General features: G+C 57.0%; 16 protein-coding genes. 6 read left to right on the forward strand and 10 right to left on the reverse strand.

Features of this window, described 5'->3' with window-relative positions; genetic code table 11:
- Positions 1-13: 13 nt before the first annotated feature.
- The 5 genes from ACEN98_RS14525 to traJ all read right to left on the reverse strand — a co-directional run bounded on the left by ACEN98_RS14525 (position 14) and on the right by traJ (position 5,412).
- Complete coding sequence (locus ACEN98_RS14525; protein WP_413385445.1) at positions 14-307, reverse strand: hypothetical protein; 294 nt, start codon at positions 305-307, stop codon at positions 14-16.
- A gap of 148 nt (positions 308-455) precedes the next feature.
- Positions 456-1,019, reverse strand: coding sequence for a conjugative transfer signal peptidase TraF (traF, locus tag ACEN98_RS14530; RefSeq protein ID WP_413385448.1), 564 nt, complete (start codon positions 1,017-1,019; stop codon positions 456-458).
- Positions 1,016-3,001 (reverse strand): type IV secretory system conjugative DNA transfer family protein, encoded by a 1,986-nt coding sequence (locus ACEN98_RS14535; protein ID WP_413385451.1) that lies wholly within the window; start codon positions 2,999-3,001, stop codon positions 1,016-1,018. Before ACEN98_RS14535 ends, traF begins: the two co-directional genes overlap by 4 nt.
- On the reverse strand, positions 2,998-5,013 hold the full coding sequence (gene traI, locus ACEN98_RS14540) for a TraI/MobA(P) family conjugative relaxase (RefSeq protein ID WP_413385454.1): 2,016 nt from the start codon (positions 5,011-5,013) through the stop codon (positions 2,998-3,000). Before traI ends, ACEN98_RS14535 begins: the two co-directional genes overlap by 4 nt.
- Before the next feature lie 24 nt (positions 5,014-5,037).
- Positions 5,038-5,412, reverse strand: coding sequence for a conjugal transfer transcriptional regulator TraJ (gene traJ, locus ACEN98_RS14545; RefSeq protein WP_413385456.1), 375 nt, complete (start codon positions 5,410-5,412; stop codon positions 5,038-5,040).
- A gap of 334 nt (positions 5,413-5,746) precedes the next feature.
- On the opposite strand from traJ, the gene ACEN98_RS14550 reads away from it, so the two are divergent.
- The 3 genes from ACEN98_RS14550 to ACEN98_RS14560 are packed head-to-tail and all read left to right on the forward strand — an operon-like array spanning position 5,747 to position 7,350.
- Positions 5,747-6,163, forward strand: a complete 417-nt coding sequence (locus tag ACEN98_RS14550; protein WP_413385459.1) for a TraK family protein — start codon at positions 5,747-5,749, stop codon at positions 6,161-6,163.
- Positions 6,163-6,888 (forward strand): conjugal transfer protein TraL, encoded by a 726-nt coding sequence (locus ACEN98_RS14555; RefSeq protein ID WP_413385461.1) that lies wholly within the window; start codon positions 6,163-6,165, stop codon positions 6,886-6,888. The genes ACEN98_RS14550 and ACEN98_RS14555 overlap by 1 nt, the downstream gene beginning before the upstream one ends.
- Before the next feature lie 12 nt (positions 6,889-6,900).
- On the forward strand, positions 6,901-7,350 hold the full coding sequence (locus ACEN98_RS14560) for a conjugal transfer protein TraM (protein WP_413385463.1): 450 nt from the start codon (positions 6,901-6,903) through the stop codon (positions 7,348-7,350).
- A gap of 22 nt (positions 7,351-7,372) precedes the next feature.
- On the opposite strand, the gene ACEN98_RS14565 is transcribed toward ACEN98_RS14560, so the two are convergent.
- The 5 genes from ACEN98_RS14565 to ACEN98_RS14585 all read right to left on the reverse strand — a co-directional run bounded on the left by ACEN98_RS14565 (position 7,373) and on the right by ACEN98_RS14585 (position 11,741).
- Complete coding sequence (locus tag ACEN98_RS14565) at positions 7,373-7,720, reverse strand: KfrB domain-containing protein (RefSeq protein ID WP_413385465.1); 348 nt, start codon at positions 7,718-7,720, stop codon at positions 7,373-7,375.
- Positions 7,721-8,042: 322 nt separating this feature from the next.
- Complete coding sequence (locus ACEN98_RS14570; RefSeq protein WP_413385467.1) at positions 8,043-8,924, reverse strand: ParB/RepB/Spo0J family partition protein; 882 nt, start codon at positions 8,922-8,924, stop codon at positions 8,043-8,045.
- 383 nt (positions 8,925-9,307) lie between these two features.
- A protein-coding gene (locus ACEN98_RS14575) for an IS3 family transposase (protein ID WP_413385469.1) occupies positions 9,308-10,395 on the reverse strand; the annotation gives its coding sequence in 2 pieces (ribosomal slippage) (positions 9,308-10,143 and positions 10,143-10,395; 1,089 coding nt in all).
- A 222-nt stretch (positions 10,396-10,617) separates the two neighbouring features.
- Positions 10,618-11,049, reverse strand: a complete 432-nt coding sequence (locus ACEN98_RS14580; RefSeq protein ID WP_413385471.1) for a hypothetical protein — start codon at positions 11,047-11,049, stop codon at positions 10,618-10,620.
- Between the two features lie 44 nt (positions 11,050-11,093).
- The gene (locus ACEN98_RS14585) at positions 11,094-11,741 is read right to left on the reverse strand and encodes a TetR/AcrR family transcriptional regulator (RefSeq protein WP_413385473.1); all 648 of its coding nucleotides are present in this window, start codon (positions 11,739-11,741) and stop codon (positions 11,094-11,096) included.
- 365 nt (positions 11,742-12,106) lie between these two features.
- Here ACEN98_RS14585 and ACEN98_RS14590 point away from each other — a divergent pair, with 365 nt between their 5' ends.
- The 3 genes from ACEN98_RS14590 to ACEN98_RS14600 all read left to right on the forward strand — a co-directional run bounded on the left by ACEN98_RS14590 (position 12,107) and on the right by ACEN98_RS14600 (position 15,943).
- The gene (locus tag ACEN98_RS14590) at positions 12,107-12,502 is read left to right on the forward strand and encodes a helix-turn-helix domain-containing protein (protein ID WP_413385476.1); all 396 of its coding nucleotides are present in this window, start codon (positions 12,107-12,109) and stop codon (positions 12,500-12,502) included.
- Positions 12,503-12,677: 175 nt separating this feature from the next.
- Positions 12,678-14,066, forward strand: a complete 1,389-nt coding sequence (locus tag ACEN98_RS14595; RefSeq protein ID WP_413385479.1) for a DUF1329 domain-containing protein — start codon at positions 12,678-12,680, stop codon at positions 14,064-14,066.
- 20 nt (positions 14,067-14,086) lie between these two features.
- Positions 14,087-15,943, forward strand: coding sequence for a DUF1302 domain-containing protein (locus ACEN98_RS14600; RefSeq protein WP_413385482.1), 1,857 nt, complete (start codon positions 14,087-14,089; stop codon positions 15,941-15,943).
- Positions 15,944-16,136 lie beyond the last annotated feature (193 nt).

Genomic DNA, 16,136 nt, shown 5'->3' on the forward strand with positions numbered 1-16,136 from the left:
CCAGGTGCTGGACTCACACGGTTCGCGCCTTCGGCGGCAGGACGGTCACGCGCAGCCGGCGCAGCCCCGTATGGGGCTCGCGCGCGTCCACCTCACCGAGTGCGTCCTCGAGGAAGGCCCCGGCCGCATCGGCCTCGTGCGGGGTGAAATCCGGTTCGAAGCCGACGACCAGTGCGTCGCGCAGCTTGACGGCGGCAAGGGTGGGCCGGTCTGGATCGGGATCGGACAACAGGAATATGTCCAGATGGCCGTTCTCGCCGGCTTCGGTGGCAGCAGCAATGAGTGCTTCAATCGTCGGATCAATCATGGTGTCGCTCCTTGGATCGTGAAAGTGGAAATTCGGGCAGCACGCGGCCATCGCCGGGCTTGGACAGCCTGGCGGCATCATTCAGGAATGGGGGTGCTGCTTACGCTGGAAGGTCAGGAGGAGTGGGATGCACGCGTCGCCGGTCCTCCTACCATGTGAGGACCGGTACGATGACGGTCCTGATCTGCGCACGGCTGACGGGGCCGAAATAGCGGCCGTCGAACGAGGTGGTGCTCACGTCCGACATCAGCAGCACCTCAGAAGCACTAAGCACGTAGCGACTGGTCCGCAGGCGCGGCATCGGACGGCCGGCCCGGTCGGTCACCAGAGGGACGCTGAAGGGCAACATTACGTCGTTCACGCGCACCCCAACGGCATCCACCGTCACGGCATCGCCGCCGGTGGCGAGGATCCGTTTCATCATGTAGCCATAGCCCCCCGGGCAGAAGCCCGCGGCCAGGTAACCGCGCCTGCGCGCCTCTTCGATCGCACCGACCTGCGGAGGGCAGAGCAGCACATACTCTCCTTTTCGTGCCGGACGTTCGCTGGTCCAGTAGAGGCCAAGCGCAATGCTCCTGCTGGTGTTGACTCTGGCACCGGCCAGGCCGAACAGGCCAGCTACCCCGAGCAAGGACGCGCTGATGCCAAGCGCGCGCACCAGGCGCTGGCCGGCGGTCCGGGGGACGACACTACGTCGAAACGTGAATTTCATAGCGATATCCGTTGGGCGCTCGGAGATTCTGTTGCGGGCCGTAGCTGGTCGCTGCATGCCGGTGCCGGAATCGCGGCACGCGCGCCGAAGATCTCGTCCTTGAAAAACAGGGGCTGCCTGCCATAAATGGCCGGGAAACCGCTGACCGAGACGATCATGTCGCCAGCCTCCACGATCAAGTCGCCGTCCTTCCTGGGGCCCGGCATACGCAGGCACTCGTCGGGCGTCAGCAGCGGCCGCTGCGTCTCCTGGTAGGTGCGCGATACCTGACCGAGCAAAGCGCTGGTACGACGGCCGCTGGTCGTGATCTGCTCCTTGACGACCGTGGTGATGCCGGTGAGTTTCGACAAATGTTCAGCTGTCTCCAATCGGTTCGGCGGATAGGCGTTCTGGATGTGGCAGTTGGACGTGATGGTCTCGTCCGGACCGTATCCGACCTCGCGGCTGCGGAGCTGCGTCAGGTCCTGGCAGATGAGATAGAACTTGATCCCGTAAGTAGCAACGAACGCGAGCGACTCCTGCAGGATCTCGAGTTTTCCAAGGCTGGGGAATTCATCAATCATGCCCAGCAGCCGGTGCTTGTATTTGCGCTTGGCGCGTATATGCGCATGCGCTGCCCGAACAAATCCAATCTTGGCCAACGCGCGGCGCCACCACGGCATCTCCAGCATGTGCCGCTCGTACTCCACCTTGTTCGCCAGCAGGCGCACGATCAAGTTCAACACGATCCGCACCAGGGGCCGCAAGCGCGTCTTGTCGTCCGGCTGGGTGACGATATACAGGCTGACCGGACTATCGTGGTTCACCAGGTCCCTCGCGATCGAAAACGTCGAGCGGCTGGTATTGCGCGCGATGACGGGATCGCGCCACAGGGCGAGGTAGGACTTCGCTGTCGACAGGACCGATCCGGCTTCCTCCTCGGGGCGGTCCATCATGTCGCGCGCCGCCGCTCCGACGACGGGATGGGTCTTCCCGTCCATGTGCTGGTAGGTCACCATCTCCATCCACAGCTCCGCGACGCTGCGGTTCGGATCCGCCAGCAGAAAATCGACATGGGCCAGGTTGGCCGGCGTGCCTTCGTTCCGGTGCTTGTACAACGCGTGGAGGATCACGCCAACCAGCAGGGATTGACTGGTCTTCTGCCAGTGGGTTTCCAGTCCTCGTCCGTCAGGGTCGACGATCAGCGTGGCCAGGTTCTGGACGTCGCCAACCTCATACGCCGTGCCGAACCGGATCTCCTCCATCGGATTGATATGGACATCGCAGTCCGGGTCAGCCGGCTCGAAGCGCAGCACCTTGTTCCTGGCATGCGCCTGACGCCAGCCCGCCGTCATGGCCCACAGCTCGCCTTTCAGGTCGGTGATGACCGCGCTGTCGGGCCAGGACAGCAGGGTAGGAACCACAAGGCCAACGCCCTTGCCCGAGCGGGTGGGCGCATAGGTCAGTACGTGTTCCGGCCCATCATGTCTCAGGTAATGCAGTTTGCCGCCGTCATCGATCCATGCCCCAACATAGACGCCGCGACCGCCTCTTGGTACCACGCCGCGCAGGATCTGATGCCACTTGCGCGATCGTGGCAGCAGGCCAGCGTCCTGCATGTCTTTCTTCTCGGCCCAGCGCGCCGAACCGTGCAGGTAATCGTTCGGCTTCGCGGTATTGGCCCCGACCATTTTGCAGATGAGTACACCGATCAGGCCAACGCCGGCAACCGTGATGCCTGCGCCGCCGGCGCGCATGAACGCGTCCGGATAGGACGAATACCACTTGGTGGCCCAATGGATAATCGCCCATGGCGCGTAGAGATGGTCGCCGACATGGGCGCCAAGCGCTGCCTGGTAACGCATGTCCCTCGCGAAGAACTGGGTCGCCGTCTGCATGCCGCCGCCCAGGGACAGCGCTGCCATGGCGGGGAGCAGCTTGCCGCGTCGCGCTGCGTGCTCGCGCACTTGGGGACCAACCGCGTTGTTGAACCCGGCTTTCATCTGCTGCGTCCTTTCGACTTGATGGCACCTTGGGCATTCACGCCTAACTGAGCGCCCAGCGGCAGATGCCGCAGGCGCCGCGCGGTCGCCTCGTCGACTTCAAGAACCATGACCTCGTCACCTTGCCTGAGCAAAGCCAGGGCATGGCCGTCAATCCAGCGCGTGCCTGCATAGGCGGCCGTGCCGGCGTTAAGGGAAGTATATCGAGCGTGTTTCGGTATATCGAAGCCATTGAATCTTTTTTGTTCTCGCTCAGCGATGTACCTGTCGGCGGCGCCGGTGGTGAGGGCACGCCTTGTCGTTGCGGCGGCATCGCTGCGTGTTGACGCCTCGGTGTCGGGCGGTGGCGCGCTTTGCGTCGTCCTTGTGGGACCAGCCACTTCGTGCATGCCGACGTAGTCCGAAACCCGGCGCCTGTCCTCTTCCACGCCTTGTCGTGCACGCGGTGGCGCTATTTTCCCGCCGGTCGAGGATGCACGAACCAGCTGCGAACGGCGCTGTTCCAACGCAGTGTCGGAGAACGTAACGCGCAGGTTGCCGGCAACTGCCGCCATCAGGACCTGCTCCTTGAAGTCATCCGACCCGTTGACAGCGATACGCTCGCCATATCGCGCGATCGCCATCCGCAACGCGCTCTGCATCGCGATCTGGTCCGCGCCAAGGGAAACCTTAAGGCTGCCGCCGTCATCCCGGATTGCGCTGTTGCCGACGCGGTAGATGATCGTGCCTTTCCTCGTGACGCTATCGTGGCCAATGGGGCGGACCGGACGCTGCGGCGGGACGTCACCGGTGACCGTATTACCCGTCAGGCCGCCTTGCCGATTCCGGCTGCGCAGGGCAGCCAGCGCCTGGAGGTCGCCCATTTCCGCTTCGCGCCGCAGCCAGTCCGTCCACTGGGACCGGCGGTGCTGCCGGTTGATGGCCCGGCGTTCGAGCCGGTATAGATTCTTGATGGCCGCGATCTCTTCGCCCAAGGCATGGGTAAGGGCGCCGTACATCAGTGTCTTCGCCGGCCGCGGCATCGAGGCAAGCTTGAGGGCCGCACGTTTCAGCCGCACGCTGCGCTTTGCCGCCTCGATACGCCGCTCCTTGCGCCCCCGAGCCAGGTCGCGTTCGCGCGCGCGGCTGTCCAGCGCCGCCGCCTGCGCCGCCCGATAGCGCGCATACAGTTCGGTGGTGTCCACGCTCGATGCGATCGGTTGCTTCTGGTATCGGCGCGTCGGCTTGCGTGAAATCTGTTGTCCAGGCGTGGCCTGAAAAGAGCCGAATCGCTTTTCAAGGTTCGGCTTGGAAAATTCACGTCCCACCGAGCTGGCCTTGACCATGGTGCCGTCGTCAGCGCTGATCACCAGCCCGTTTGCGCGCGGGTGTATCCGCAGCCCATGTTCGGTGAGCACTGCGTGCAGCTGTTCCCACGAGCGCGCGCCCAGCATCTGCTCCTTGCATTCGCGCTTGATCCAGCCGAGCAGGCTTTCGATACCCGCATGGTGTTCCATGTCCGACGCGCGATTCTCCGCACCGACTTGCTGCGGCGTGTGATTGTCCTTTTGCAGGCCGAACTCGTTTTCGAGCCCGTCGCACAATTTGGCCAGGACCCGATAGACGCGGAACGGTTCATGGATCGTGTAGCGCGTCGGGTGAATCTTGTTGATGGAGACGTGTACGTGCAGGTTGTCGGTGTCCTCGTGTACCACGCTGATTCGCTGGTGGCCGGTGAACCCAAGGCCATCGCAAAGGCAGTCCTCGATCGCCGCCAGCGTGGCCGCGTCCGGATTTTCGTCACGGCGAAAACTGATGAGGAGGTGATAGGTTTTGTCGGCCGTGGACCTCGTGTTCATCGTTTGCGTGTTGAGGATTTCCAGTGCCGCGGCTTGGGCCGAGTCACTGATGCAGTTGGTGATCCGGACTGCGCCCGTGCGCACTTCCTTGCCCTGTGCATCCGTCAGGTAGCGTACAAGCCGGGTGAAGCTGCTTTTGCCCGCGGCGTTCATTGGGATGTGCTTCGCGATCATGGCTGGGCGCTTTTACTTTAGCCGCTAAAATCGCTCGCACCCGTCGCGTGGGGTCAGAACCGCGCGGACCACGTCCAGTAGCTCGTCCTGGGTCGCTTCGATCTTCGCGAGCAGGGCGCGGATCGTCGATTCGCTGAACGCGGCGGTACGTTCGTCATTGGTCAGCCACAGCTTCAGCAGGCCGCCCAGCCGCCCCATGTCGGCATTGACGCGCAGGAGATCCTCGACGCATCGCTGGTCGAGGATGTTTCGGACCGGGTAGCCCAGGCCGACGTTCAGCAGATAGGTCGACAGGCTCTTGCGGGCAGCGCTGGCGCTGGCCTGCAGCTGTGTACGTTCCTCCGGCAGGCAGTACACCTTGACCGGCGGCGTGTTCTTGCGTGTGCGCCTTTGGTTCATCGTCATCTCCGTATGGCCGGCGGCAGCCGGCTGGCCTCGCAGAGCAGGATTCCCGTTGAGCACGAAGTGCGAATAAGGGGAGGGAAGTGGGAACACCGGCGGCGCCGGTGGGCCCACTTCACCTATCCTGCCCGCCTCTGCGAGTCGAATACTCCAGGGCAGCATACCAATCGGACTTTCGGTTAATCCTCGACTAGATCAATGAAACATACCGTTTATATCGAAACTCAGACCGGCTCTCCTATACTCGAATCACACCGTTACCACACAGCGCAACCACGGTTCGAACAGCAGCGCGAACAATGTCGATATCACGCCGGAACGGGCAATCACGATGGCAAAATCCTACAACGAGGAGTTAGCCGAGTGGGTCAGGCAGCGGGCTCGCTCGGCCAGGCACGAGAAGAATCGCGTCGCCTTCCTGAGCGTGAAGGAGGACGTGAGGGAAGCGCTCGAGCAGGGGTGGCCGGTCAAGACAATCTGGACGCATATGGTTGAACAGAAGCGTATTGGATTCAGCTACGACGCCTTTCTCGTCTACGTTAAACGGCATGTGCGATCCGCTGCGGAACCAGCAGTTGCGCGCACGTTCCAAGCGCCTCGTGCATCGCCCGTGACGCCGGCAGGCGGGCCACCCGCTAGTTCAATAGAAAGCAGGACGCCGCAAGCACCCGTCCATGCGCAGCCCGTTCAGGATCAGTTGACCGGCTTCACGTTCCATGCCGCACCCAATCGAGAGGAGTTAATATAATGGCAAAAGCACATTTCGTCCTGCAGGGTAGGGGCGGTATCGGGAAGACATTAGTCGCAGTGGTGCTGGCCCAAGCATTGGGTCACGTGGGCCGTGAGCCGGTCAACATCGACACGGATCCGGTCAACGCCACATTTTCGGGTTACGCCGCACTCAAGGTGCAGCGCCTGGAAATCATGGAGGATGACGAGATCAACCCGCGCAGCTTCGACCACCTGGTCGAAATGATCGACGCGGCCAAGGGCGACGTCATTGTCGACAACGGTGCGAGCTCCTTCGTGCCTCTATCGCACTTCCTGATCAGTAACAGGGTGCCGTCGCTGCTGACCGAGATGGGACACCAGTTGGTCGTCCACATCGTGATCGCTGGCGCGCAATCCCTGCTCGATACGATTCATGGCTTCGCCCAGCTGGCCCGGCAGTTCCCTCCAGAGGCTGTCTTCGTCGTCTGGCTCAACCCGTACTACGGCCCGATAGAACACGAAGGCAAGACATTCGAGCAGATGAAGGCCTACGTTGCGAACAAGGATCGGGTATCCGCCATCGTCAGGCTGCCAAGCCTGAAGAAGGAAACCTATGGCCGCGACCTGGCGGAGATGCTGCAGGCCCGCCTTACGTTCGATGAAGCCCTGGCGCTCGGGACGCTGACGATCATGACGCGACAGCGCCTGAAGATCATCCGTGATCAAGTGTTCGGACAGATCGCCAGCGCTGCCGTGATCTGACAGGGGGCGTACGTGGCTGAAGAACGGGAAGACCAGATCGAGGCCCTCATCCGGGAGATCGCGCAAAAGCACGGCATCGTAGTCGGCCGTGACGATCCCATCTTCGTCCTTCAAACGATCAATCACCGTCTCATGCAGGACAGCGCCAAGGCCCAGCGAGCACAGATCGAAAGTTTGAAGGAAGAGATGGAAGCGCTTGCTCAGCGCTGGAGCCTGGACGCCAAGGAAAAATCAGAACGAATCCTGAATGCGTCGCTCGCCGCGGGCAAGCAGGCGATGGCCCAGTTGATGGAGGAGGGCACAAGGACATCGGCGCGCGTGCTTATCAACGAACTGGATGACTTGCTAGCGAGGCTGGCGCAACCGCTCCGCGAAGCGCGCCAACTTGCTGTATTTAACGTCGTCGCTTCGTGCATCACCTTGCTTGCCGCAGTAGTCGCATTATGGGCAACGCTGCGTTGACCATGTGGGCAGCCGTAGACATTCAGGAGATGCCATGCTTCATCCGGCGGCTCGCTGTCACCTGGGCCGTTTCGGCGGCTCCGCTCGCGTATTTGACGCTGATATGGATACCGATGTCAGGCACCTTGTTGAAGTCGGCTAGCGCGTGTCTGACGAAGCCTTTGCCGGTCTGTTGGTACAGATGGTCCTGGTCAACATGGACGACGATGCCCTCGTGCGCTTTCGCCTTGTCGGCGACAGCGGCGAGAAAGATGTTATAGATGCCGGGCTTGACGCCGGCAGCTTTCTCCACCTTTTCAGTCGCCCATTGACCTTCCCGCTCGTTTTGAACGAGTCGTTGCCCGTTCATGACAAGAAGACGCTGTTTCATGGACATTCCCCTATGGCATTCGCTTCAGTCGTGGCGCTCTTTCCAAGTCCGCTGCCGGTCAACTGCAAATTGTAGCTGATCCGTTCCAGTGGTGGCCTCCCGCTTTAAGTACGGGGTATTGATGGTGGCGTAGGAAGACGGGCAAGGTTGAACGGTTGATTACTCCCCTGGGACCATTGAAGCCCTGTTCACGCAGCTCGGTTTTGCGCGATGACTCGGGAGTAGAATGGGCAGGCCGGGAGATGTAAAGCATCGTTTTGCGCTACCTGAGGTGCCGCAGGTTGGTCGATCGAAGCGATGGACGTGGCTCGATTGCCGCGGCTTATGCTTCAACAAGAGCCAGGAGATGGACCTCGGCCAGGGCGACGTCGCACTCCTGTCCATTGTCTTCGAATCTCAGCCAGGCACGACCTCTGGAAAGCGGCCGCTTGGTGAGCAGTAGGTACGCAATCCGGTCGTTGTGTTGGACCTTGATCAGTCCGATTTTAAACCGCCGCGCGGCTTCTCCCTGTTCACGCGCCGATGCTGTGGCCACATCCTGCCCGCCTTCCACAACATCTGAATTGAATTGCCCGTCCGACCGATAGGCCGCGTGAGAGTCTCGCCGCTTTTCGGCAAGGAATTCGCGGAGTAGTTTTATCTCGCCACGGGTCATCTCCTGGCTTGGATTAGTCAACCACTGAGTCACTTCGATCGGGGCGGACTTGAACGCGGATACTAGTTCGTTTACGACCGTAACGTCGTTGACCCGTCCAGTCCGGAAAGCGATTGCGACAGGCTCGGGAAGGTCCAGTAACGTGACATGCTGAGAGACGAATGATGCCGACTTGCCGATACGGCTGGCGATCTGTCCCTTTTTCTTGCCCTTGGCAAGCTCGCGTCCGATGTAGTCCGCAATTTCCCGTGGCGTCATGCTTTCACGTTGCAGGTTTTCGATTACCTGGTCGGCATCGTCGTAGTCGTTATCGATGAATGCCGGCAGGGTGCTCAAACCCTTCAGCTTACCGGCCCGGTAGCGACGATGACCGTGATTGATGATGTAACGACCAGCTGCGTTCGGATTGATTCGCACGGAAAGGGGAGTCTTTGGCCCTTTTGGGCCGTAGCTTGCAGCCAGTTCGGCAATGCTCTCTGGCCGCAGTCCTGGGTTGTTCCTGCTGCGTGGCTGTGCAGGGTCTTCGTCGATCAACGTAATGTCGATCATTAGTGGCGCGCCGTCGCTGGGAGGGAGCGGCTTCACTGTGTTCGAAGTCGCAACGCTGCGTGAGCGCTTCCGTATTTGTGCCAGATGTGTTTTTGCTCCGATCGTCATCGCTTGGGCTCCCTGGTCTGCTTGACGTAGATCAGCTTACGCCGAAGCCGAGCGCCAGAGTTCGATATATCGCTAAACTTTGATGTATCTTTAGCGGCTAAACAATCAAGTGGCACCCGCGCGATGGCGCCCAGCGTCTTTCACTATCCAGTGGTGCCCTTATGACCAAACGGTGCCAGATTGGACTTTTCGACTTATTGCCGGATAAGACAAAGTTGCTAGTGGTAGGCCTGAGTGGTAATCCCCCCGTTTTTAGAGCGAGCTAGAAGTAGAGGTTAAGCGGCGAGGGCAAGTTTCTGTTTTGGTGTGATGCCGCCGAGTGCCATGTTGGGCCGGTCGTGATTGTAGGTCCACAGCCAGCGAGTGGCAAATTCCTGGATCTCGTCGAGCGTTTCAAAAAGATGGTGCGCCAGCCAATCGTAGCGCACGGTCCTGTTGTAACGCTCGACGTAAGCGTTTTGCTGAGGCTGTCCTGGCTGAATGAAATCGATGCGGATTCCGCGTCTGGCGGCCCAGGCCAACGTCACGGCGCTGATGTACTCTGGGCCATTGTCGCAGCGGATCGCGTTCGGTTTGCCACGCCAGTCGATAATCCGGTCCAGCGATCTGATGACACGTTCGGACGGCAGCGAGAAATCGACCTCGATGCCCAAGCCTTCCCGATTGAAATCATCGATGACGTTGAACAGGCGGATGCTGCGTCCGTCGGCAAGTTGGTCATGCATGAAGTCCATCGACCAACTCTGGTTGATCGTGGTCGGCACGGCCAATGGCAGCGGCCTCTCGCGCACCAGGCGGTGGCGCGGCTTGATCCGTAGGTTCAGCTCGAGCTCCCGATAAATCCGGTAGACCCTTTTATGGTTCCATTTGAAGTCTTTGACGTTGCGTAGGTACAGGAAGCACAACCCGAAGCCCCAGTTGCGCTGGTTGTTTGTCAGCCGTACCAGCCAGTCAGCAATCACATTGTTTTCCGCGTCCAGCTTGGCCTTGTACCGGTAGCAGGTCTGGCTGATGCCAAATGCCCGGCATGCCAGGTTAATCGTGGCTGACCGCTGTGCCACGGCCCACTGCGCCATCTCTCGCCGCTGAGATGGCGCTACCACTTTTTTGTCAGCGCCTCGGCGACGATCTCGGCCTTGAGACGTTCCTCGGCGTACATCTTCTTCAGGCGCCGATTCTCGTCTTCCAGCTCCTTCATGCGTGCCATCAGCGACGCGTCCATGCCGCCGTACTTGGCGCGCCATTTATAGAACGTGGCGTTGCTGATGCCGTGCTCGCGGCACAGCTCCGGTACAGGGCTGCCGGCTTCGGCTTGCTTCAGGATGGCGATGATCTGGCTGTCGGTAAAGCGGGACGTCTTCATGTAGAGCTTTCTGTCTTAAGTAGAAAATTCTACTTCCAAACGCGCTCTTTTTGCGGGGGGATTACCGAGTCTGACGCAAAGCGAAGCAGAACCGCCGACGCATACACCAGCGCACGTGCGGTGCGCTTTAGGCTTCGCGAGCGACCTGTTGCTAGCCTGACTCGCAAGCGGCAGTCGGTGCGCGTCTTGAGCCGCTAAAGGCCAGGTCAGTCAGGGTTGAGTTCATTCGTTCCGTTGGTCTTCATACTGACTTCGCGATCGTGCTGATAGACGCAAAACGACGGCTGGAACGGCGATGGCGATGCCATGGCGCATGCGCTTGAAGGGAACGATTGTCGCGATCGCGAGTCCTGACGTAGGGGTGTTCTTCGATAACGTTCGACAAACGAAATCCCACGAGAGGAGGTTCCCTAGCTGAGGCAACACTTGCCTTCTTATTATGCCTTCGTCGAACGCTTTTCGCCCCTTGCCGTACACTTCGCAGCACTTGGCTGGCAAGCTACGCATCGAATTGATCGTCGCCTGGCGCGTCGCAAACAGCCCCTGGCGAATTTGGTGCAGCGCGAGGGTCGCCTGCCGGTCCTTGCTCTTGACCGCCCGAGCTTTCACTTCCCGTTGCAGCGCTCTTATGTTCCGAAGAAAAGGTTGATTCATGCAAATAACTTTTGCGTTCGTAACGGCCGGCGCTACAGTCAAGATTAGGCAGCAGTACTTATCGACTTTGCTACCATTACTACCGCCCGTCTGAGCGCTTCCGCGTCCGGCATCTTGTCCGCAGCGATACTTTGGAAAAACATCATTAGCCCTTCGATTTGGGAAGCGATCAGTAGAGACCGCAACTCACATTCACGCACATTCAACGATGGATTAAGTTCACTAATCAGTCGAGACAATGTATTTAGATAGGCTCGTTGGCTCTGCTCGAGCGCCTGATTTGCGAAGCTGTGATGACATGCGACTGCTGCAATCTCGAGGAAAAAGACTCTCGTATCTCGATCCCGAATTTCAACTAAGACCTGATCAATGATGGCTTCCAGACGCTTTTCAGCCGGCGCATCACTCTGCTCGATGCGTTCGTAACTCTCGTTATATTCTCGAATAGTTTGCACGATTACTGCTCGCAGCAGCAGTTCCCTCGTCGGGAAATAATGTTGAAGTGTTCCGAGAGGCACCTCGGCTTCACTCGCTACCTTTCGCAAGGTGAATCCACCAAATCCTTCTCGCTGCAAGACCCGTCTTGCATCCTCGACGATAGTTTGCAATTTATCTACGCGCTTCCGGTGTTGCAACGTGCCAGGGGCCTCCTCCACAGCCAGGGCGCCAGCATCGATTGAGAAATTTTTCATAAATCAGTTTTAGAAGTATTTGTCACTGTGGCAAGATTGACTTGCACAACCCTCACCTGCTCTCCGCTCGTCCTTCTCTGTAGCCGACAGTGGCCACACCACCGGATCCGATCAATTCATCCCGTACATTATAGCAGTAAGTCATCCGACCGATAAATTCAATACAGGCGTATGGCATTTTTGAGACAAATATTGCTGTAACGACAATTGTTTCTGCAAGAAGGCAAAAAAAACGCTGGATTTTCCCGGAAATTCGCCCTAGTGTTACAGAAAAATGAAATACACCGGAGAGGTTGGCGACCTCGTAGAGCAAAAGAATCAGTCATTTGACTGACTTTTGCTCGAGGGGAACACAGGAGACAAACGTGAACAAACTCCAACATACACATGTCCTCAGTGCAAGATTGAAAGCCCAAGCAGGAGCGACGGGCCGGGGCCTTCTAGCCTCCATCGGAGAACTGCTTGAAGAACGCACGAATCAGCAAGTAACGCTAGGGGAGATCACAGGCGAACTTTTGCTTTCTTCACGAACGCTGCGCAGCCGCCTACTCGAGCTGAGCACACGCTTTCGGACGCTCGTGGCTGAAGTAGGTGCCAACCAGGTTCGTCGCTACTTGACCGAAACCTCATGGCCCTTGGATCGCATACCTGAACAGGTCGGCTATAGCGATGCGGCTAACCTGCGCCAGGCTGTGAAGCGTTGGACGCGCGAATCTCCCCAAGATTTTTGTTCGCGCTTACGCACACTGCGAAGTACGTAGCTGTGTGATAAGGATTCGGGCGCCGAATGGCCCGAATGCTTCCCATCTCACACTTGACGATCCAACAAGACGTTACCGCTGAATGTCTCGTAGCCCATCAATGGGCTAGCGCGAAATAAAGTTTGATGTGGACTGGTAGTAAAAATATTTTGTTTTCACTGAAAGGAGTATGGCTATGTTGATAAAGAAAAAAATCGCGTGTGCAATGATATACGGCACATCACTGTTAACAGTTGCTGGCGCGTATGCCGCGGATCCGGACCAGTTAGGCAAGGATTTAACGTCGACTGGTGCGACTACGGCAGGCAACAAGGACGGCAGCATCCCAGCATTCGACGGGACGAGCGCACAGCTTCCAGGTTACGCCTATGGGAAATTCCGTGGGGATTTTTTCAAATACAAGAATGAGAAGCCGCTATACACGATCGATGCATCTAACGTTGGAAAATACGCGGACAAGCTTGCGCCCGGCCAAGTCAAGATGCTCAAGGAGGTAAAAGGATTCTCTATGCCTGTATATCCGTCTCATCGCAGTTGCGAAATGCCGGATTTCGTTCAATCGAATACTAGAAAAAACGTACGCGAAGCGAAAATCGGCGTAAATGGATGGACATTGGAGGGCGTTACACTCCCTGGTGTTCCGTTCCCAATTCCAAAAAGCGGAATTGAAGCTGTTTGGAATCACCTTTTACGTTATCAGGGTGCAGCCGAAGAGTTTCCTATCGGACGGGCTTGGGTATCCCCTGCACCTGGCAGCGATAGAGGCATCACCGCCGTTTACAATATGTGGCAATTTTGGCCAAACGGGAAAAAAGGTGAAAACAAACCAGCATCAGACGCTATGTATCAAGGGCTTTACTATGGATACGTTGAGCCGGCTTCGCTTTCCGGGCAAGCCATCGTTCAAAGATTCTATTTCGGAAAACCGACAGAAAGCTATTACTACTTCACCGGGCAACGACGTGTTCGCCGCTTGCCCTCATATGACTATGACGCGCCTCTGCTAGGTTATGAAAACCAATATGCCGTCGATCAATCAAACATTTTTTACGGTGCTCCCGATCGCTTTAACTGGAAAATCATCGGCAAAAAAGAAATGTTGGTCCCTTATAACGCCTTCGGCATGTATGATTTCCGGAAAAGTATGAAAGATGCGTTTCCGCAGCCCAATGTCATTAATGCTGATCTCAGGCGATATGAGTTGCACCGCGTTTGGGTTGTGGAAGGTACGGTTAAACAGGGTATCCGTCACGTTAACCCAAAACGAGTGCTCTATCTTGATGAGGATTCATGGGTTGCCGTCGGAGGTGAGGACTACGATTCCCAGAATCAGATCTGGAAATGGAAAGAATCCTCTCCCGCGCCAGCTTGGGAGTTGGGCGGAGCGTGCGTGATTCCGCAAATCGCGTTGTATGACTTTAACAGCGGTCGACTCACTGTCGATGCCGTCCCGTTCGGCGCGAATAAGGATTTCCGGTGGTATTCCACGGTCTCGGCGGAGCTTCCACAGCTTAAAGAAAGCTACTATACCAGCGAAAATCTCGGTCGCATCAGCGACCGTTAATGGCCTAATTGGGAGAACAAATGAACTATAAATTTCAACTCCAAGCTACTGGCATTTTTACCATGCTTTTGGTAGTCGGCAGCGCACACGCCATGGATTTTGGCATTTTCGATAATAAACTAAAAGCAAGCTGGACGACAGATTTAACCGCGGGTGGGGGGCTGCGTCTCAAAAATCCGAGTTGTTCGCTGACTGGTGATCCGACGTCGTTCGGTTGTGGCAGTCGGGCCGATGTTCAGTTATGGTCAAATGGCGATGACGGCAACTTAAATTATCGAAAAAACCAGTTTTATAGCGCCTATGGCAGCGTTGCGAGCGAACTCCTAATCCGCGCGCCGGATGATGACTATAAATTTATGATCCGTGGCACAGCCTTTTACGATGGGGCCGCGGATAAAACCGAGCGCACACCTCTGAGTAGTTCGGCAAAGAACCAAATCGTTCACAACTTGCGTTTATATGATCTGTGGGCAGAAAAACGCATCACGATCGGTGAGCAGATTGGTCACGTACGCGTTGGTAATCAGGTCATCAACTGGGGGGAAAGTTACTTTTTGCCATACGGCATCAATTCTACAAGCGCCATCGATTACCAAAAGGCAGCAACACCTGGACAGCAGCTAAAGCAAATCATTTTGCCGGCACCATTGATCAGCGTAACCTCGAGCGTTACGGACTCCGTTTCTGTCGAGGCATATTATCAGTTTCGCTGGAATAAGAACCTCTTCCCGCCTGTCGGATCTTATTGGTCGGCATCTGACGTCTTTGGACGTACGGATGGGTATCGTCAACTGATATTCGACAATGTGCAGCCTAATTTTAACGTCGGCGGTCTCGACCCCGCCGCGTCTGCTCGGCTAAATGGCCACGACCCGAGGAATGCCTCGGTATATAACCAATATGCAAGTCAGCTTTATAATAACAATAATGGTGCCTTCGATCTAACCGGTTTTGGTTATCCAGTCCATGAAATCGAGCCCCACAAACAAGGCCACCAATACGGTATCCGCATCGCTTATCGCCCAGATAGCTTCGACATCAACCTGGGGTTTTATTACATGCGATACACGGATAAATCTCCGGTGTTCACTTTCCGGGCTGCCGACGCGACGATGACTTATTTGAAAAATCGCGACTTGTACGGCGTGAGCGCCAATTTCCCGTTGGGCAATTGGTCTATTGGCAGCGAGCTATCTTATCGTCCCCGCGATGCTATCGCACTGACTAGTTGTTTCGCTCCAGGCGGCCCGCTTGATTCGACCACAAACCCTGCGCGTGATGCAAGCGGTAACAACGTGAATTGTCCGGCATATCGTGATAATCAAAAGTGGCAACTTACGGTTAATGCTCAGTACAGCATGACGCCGACCACGACGCCATTCATTGAACTACTTCACGCAACCGGAGGTTATTTCCTTGCGGAAGCCTCTTGGATCCGTTACCCAGGAGTTTCTGCAAGTGGCCGGTATTATTCTGTTATCAACGGAGTGCCCGTCATTCAAGGTCCGGCGGCCGGAGGACTATTCTGGTATGACCGTAACAATCCGGCAAATACGGTAGCGGCAACGCAAGGTACAGCGAATTCCTTGGGGGCCGCATTGTTCGCGAGTGTGACATATGACGGAAACTTGTTGCCAGGATGGCAGGTAACCCCGAGCATTTATCACCAACAGGCCCTTTCCGGCTACACGCCGTCCGCAACGGCAGCGCTGTGGATGCAAGGTGTGAAAGCGACCACCCTAGCGCTGAATTTTGCGCAGAATCCCTTGGAATGGCAGGCAGGAATTAATTACGTTAAGTATTGGGGCGGTAATTCGACAACCAATCCGTACAGCGATCGTGATAGTATCGGCTTCTTCGTGACGCGCACATTTTAATTATGACTACCGCGCCGACCCGAAAAAGCTTAAGTTTAAATTAATTATACTTTGCAAAAATTTGGTATTCAAGGCACGTATTGCATGATTGCCTTGTTCGGCTGCGGTAGTTAGCTGATGTGCTACGCAGTCTACGCCAGCAGTACCTGTGCTTCACTGGCGTCTGTATTTCCTTTAAATAAATTTAACTGAA

The organism is Massilia sp. CT11-137, from assembly GCF_047302885.1.
GTDB classification, from domain to species: domain Bacteria; phylum Pseudomonadota; class Gammaproteobacteria; order Burkholderiales; family Burkholderiaceae_D; genus Telluria; species Telluria orientalis.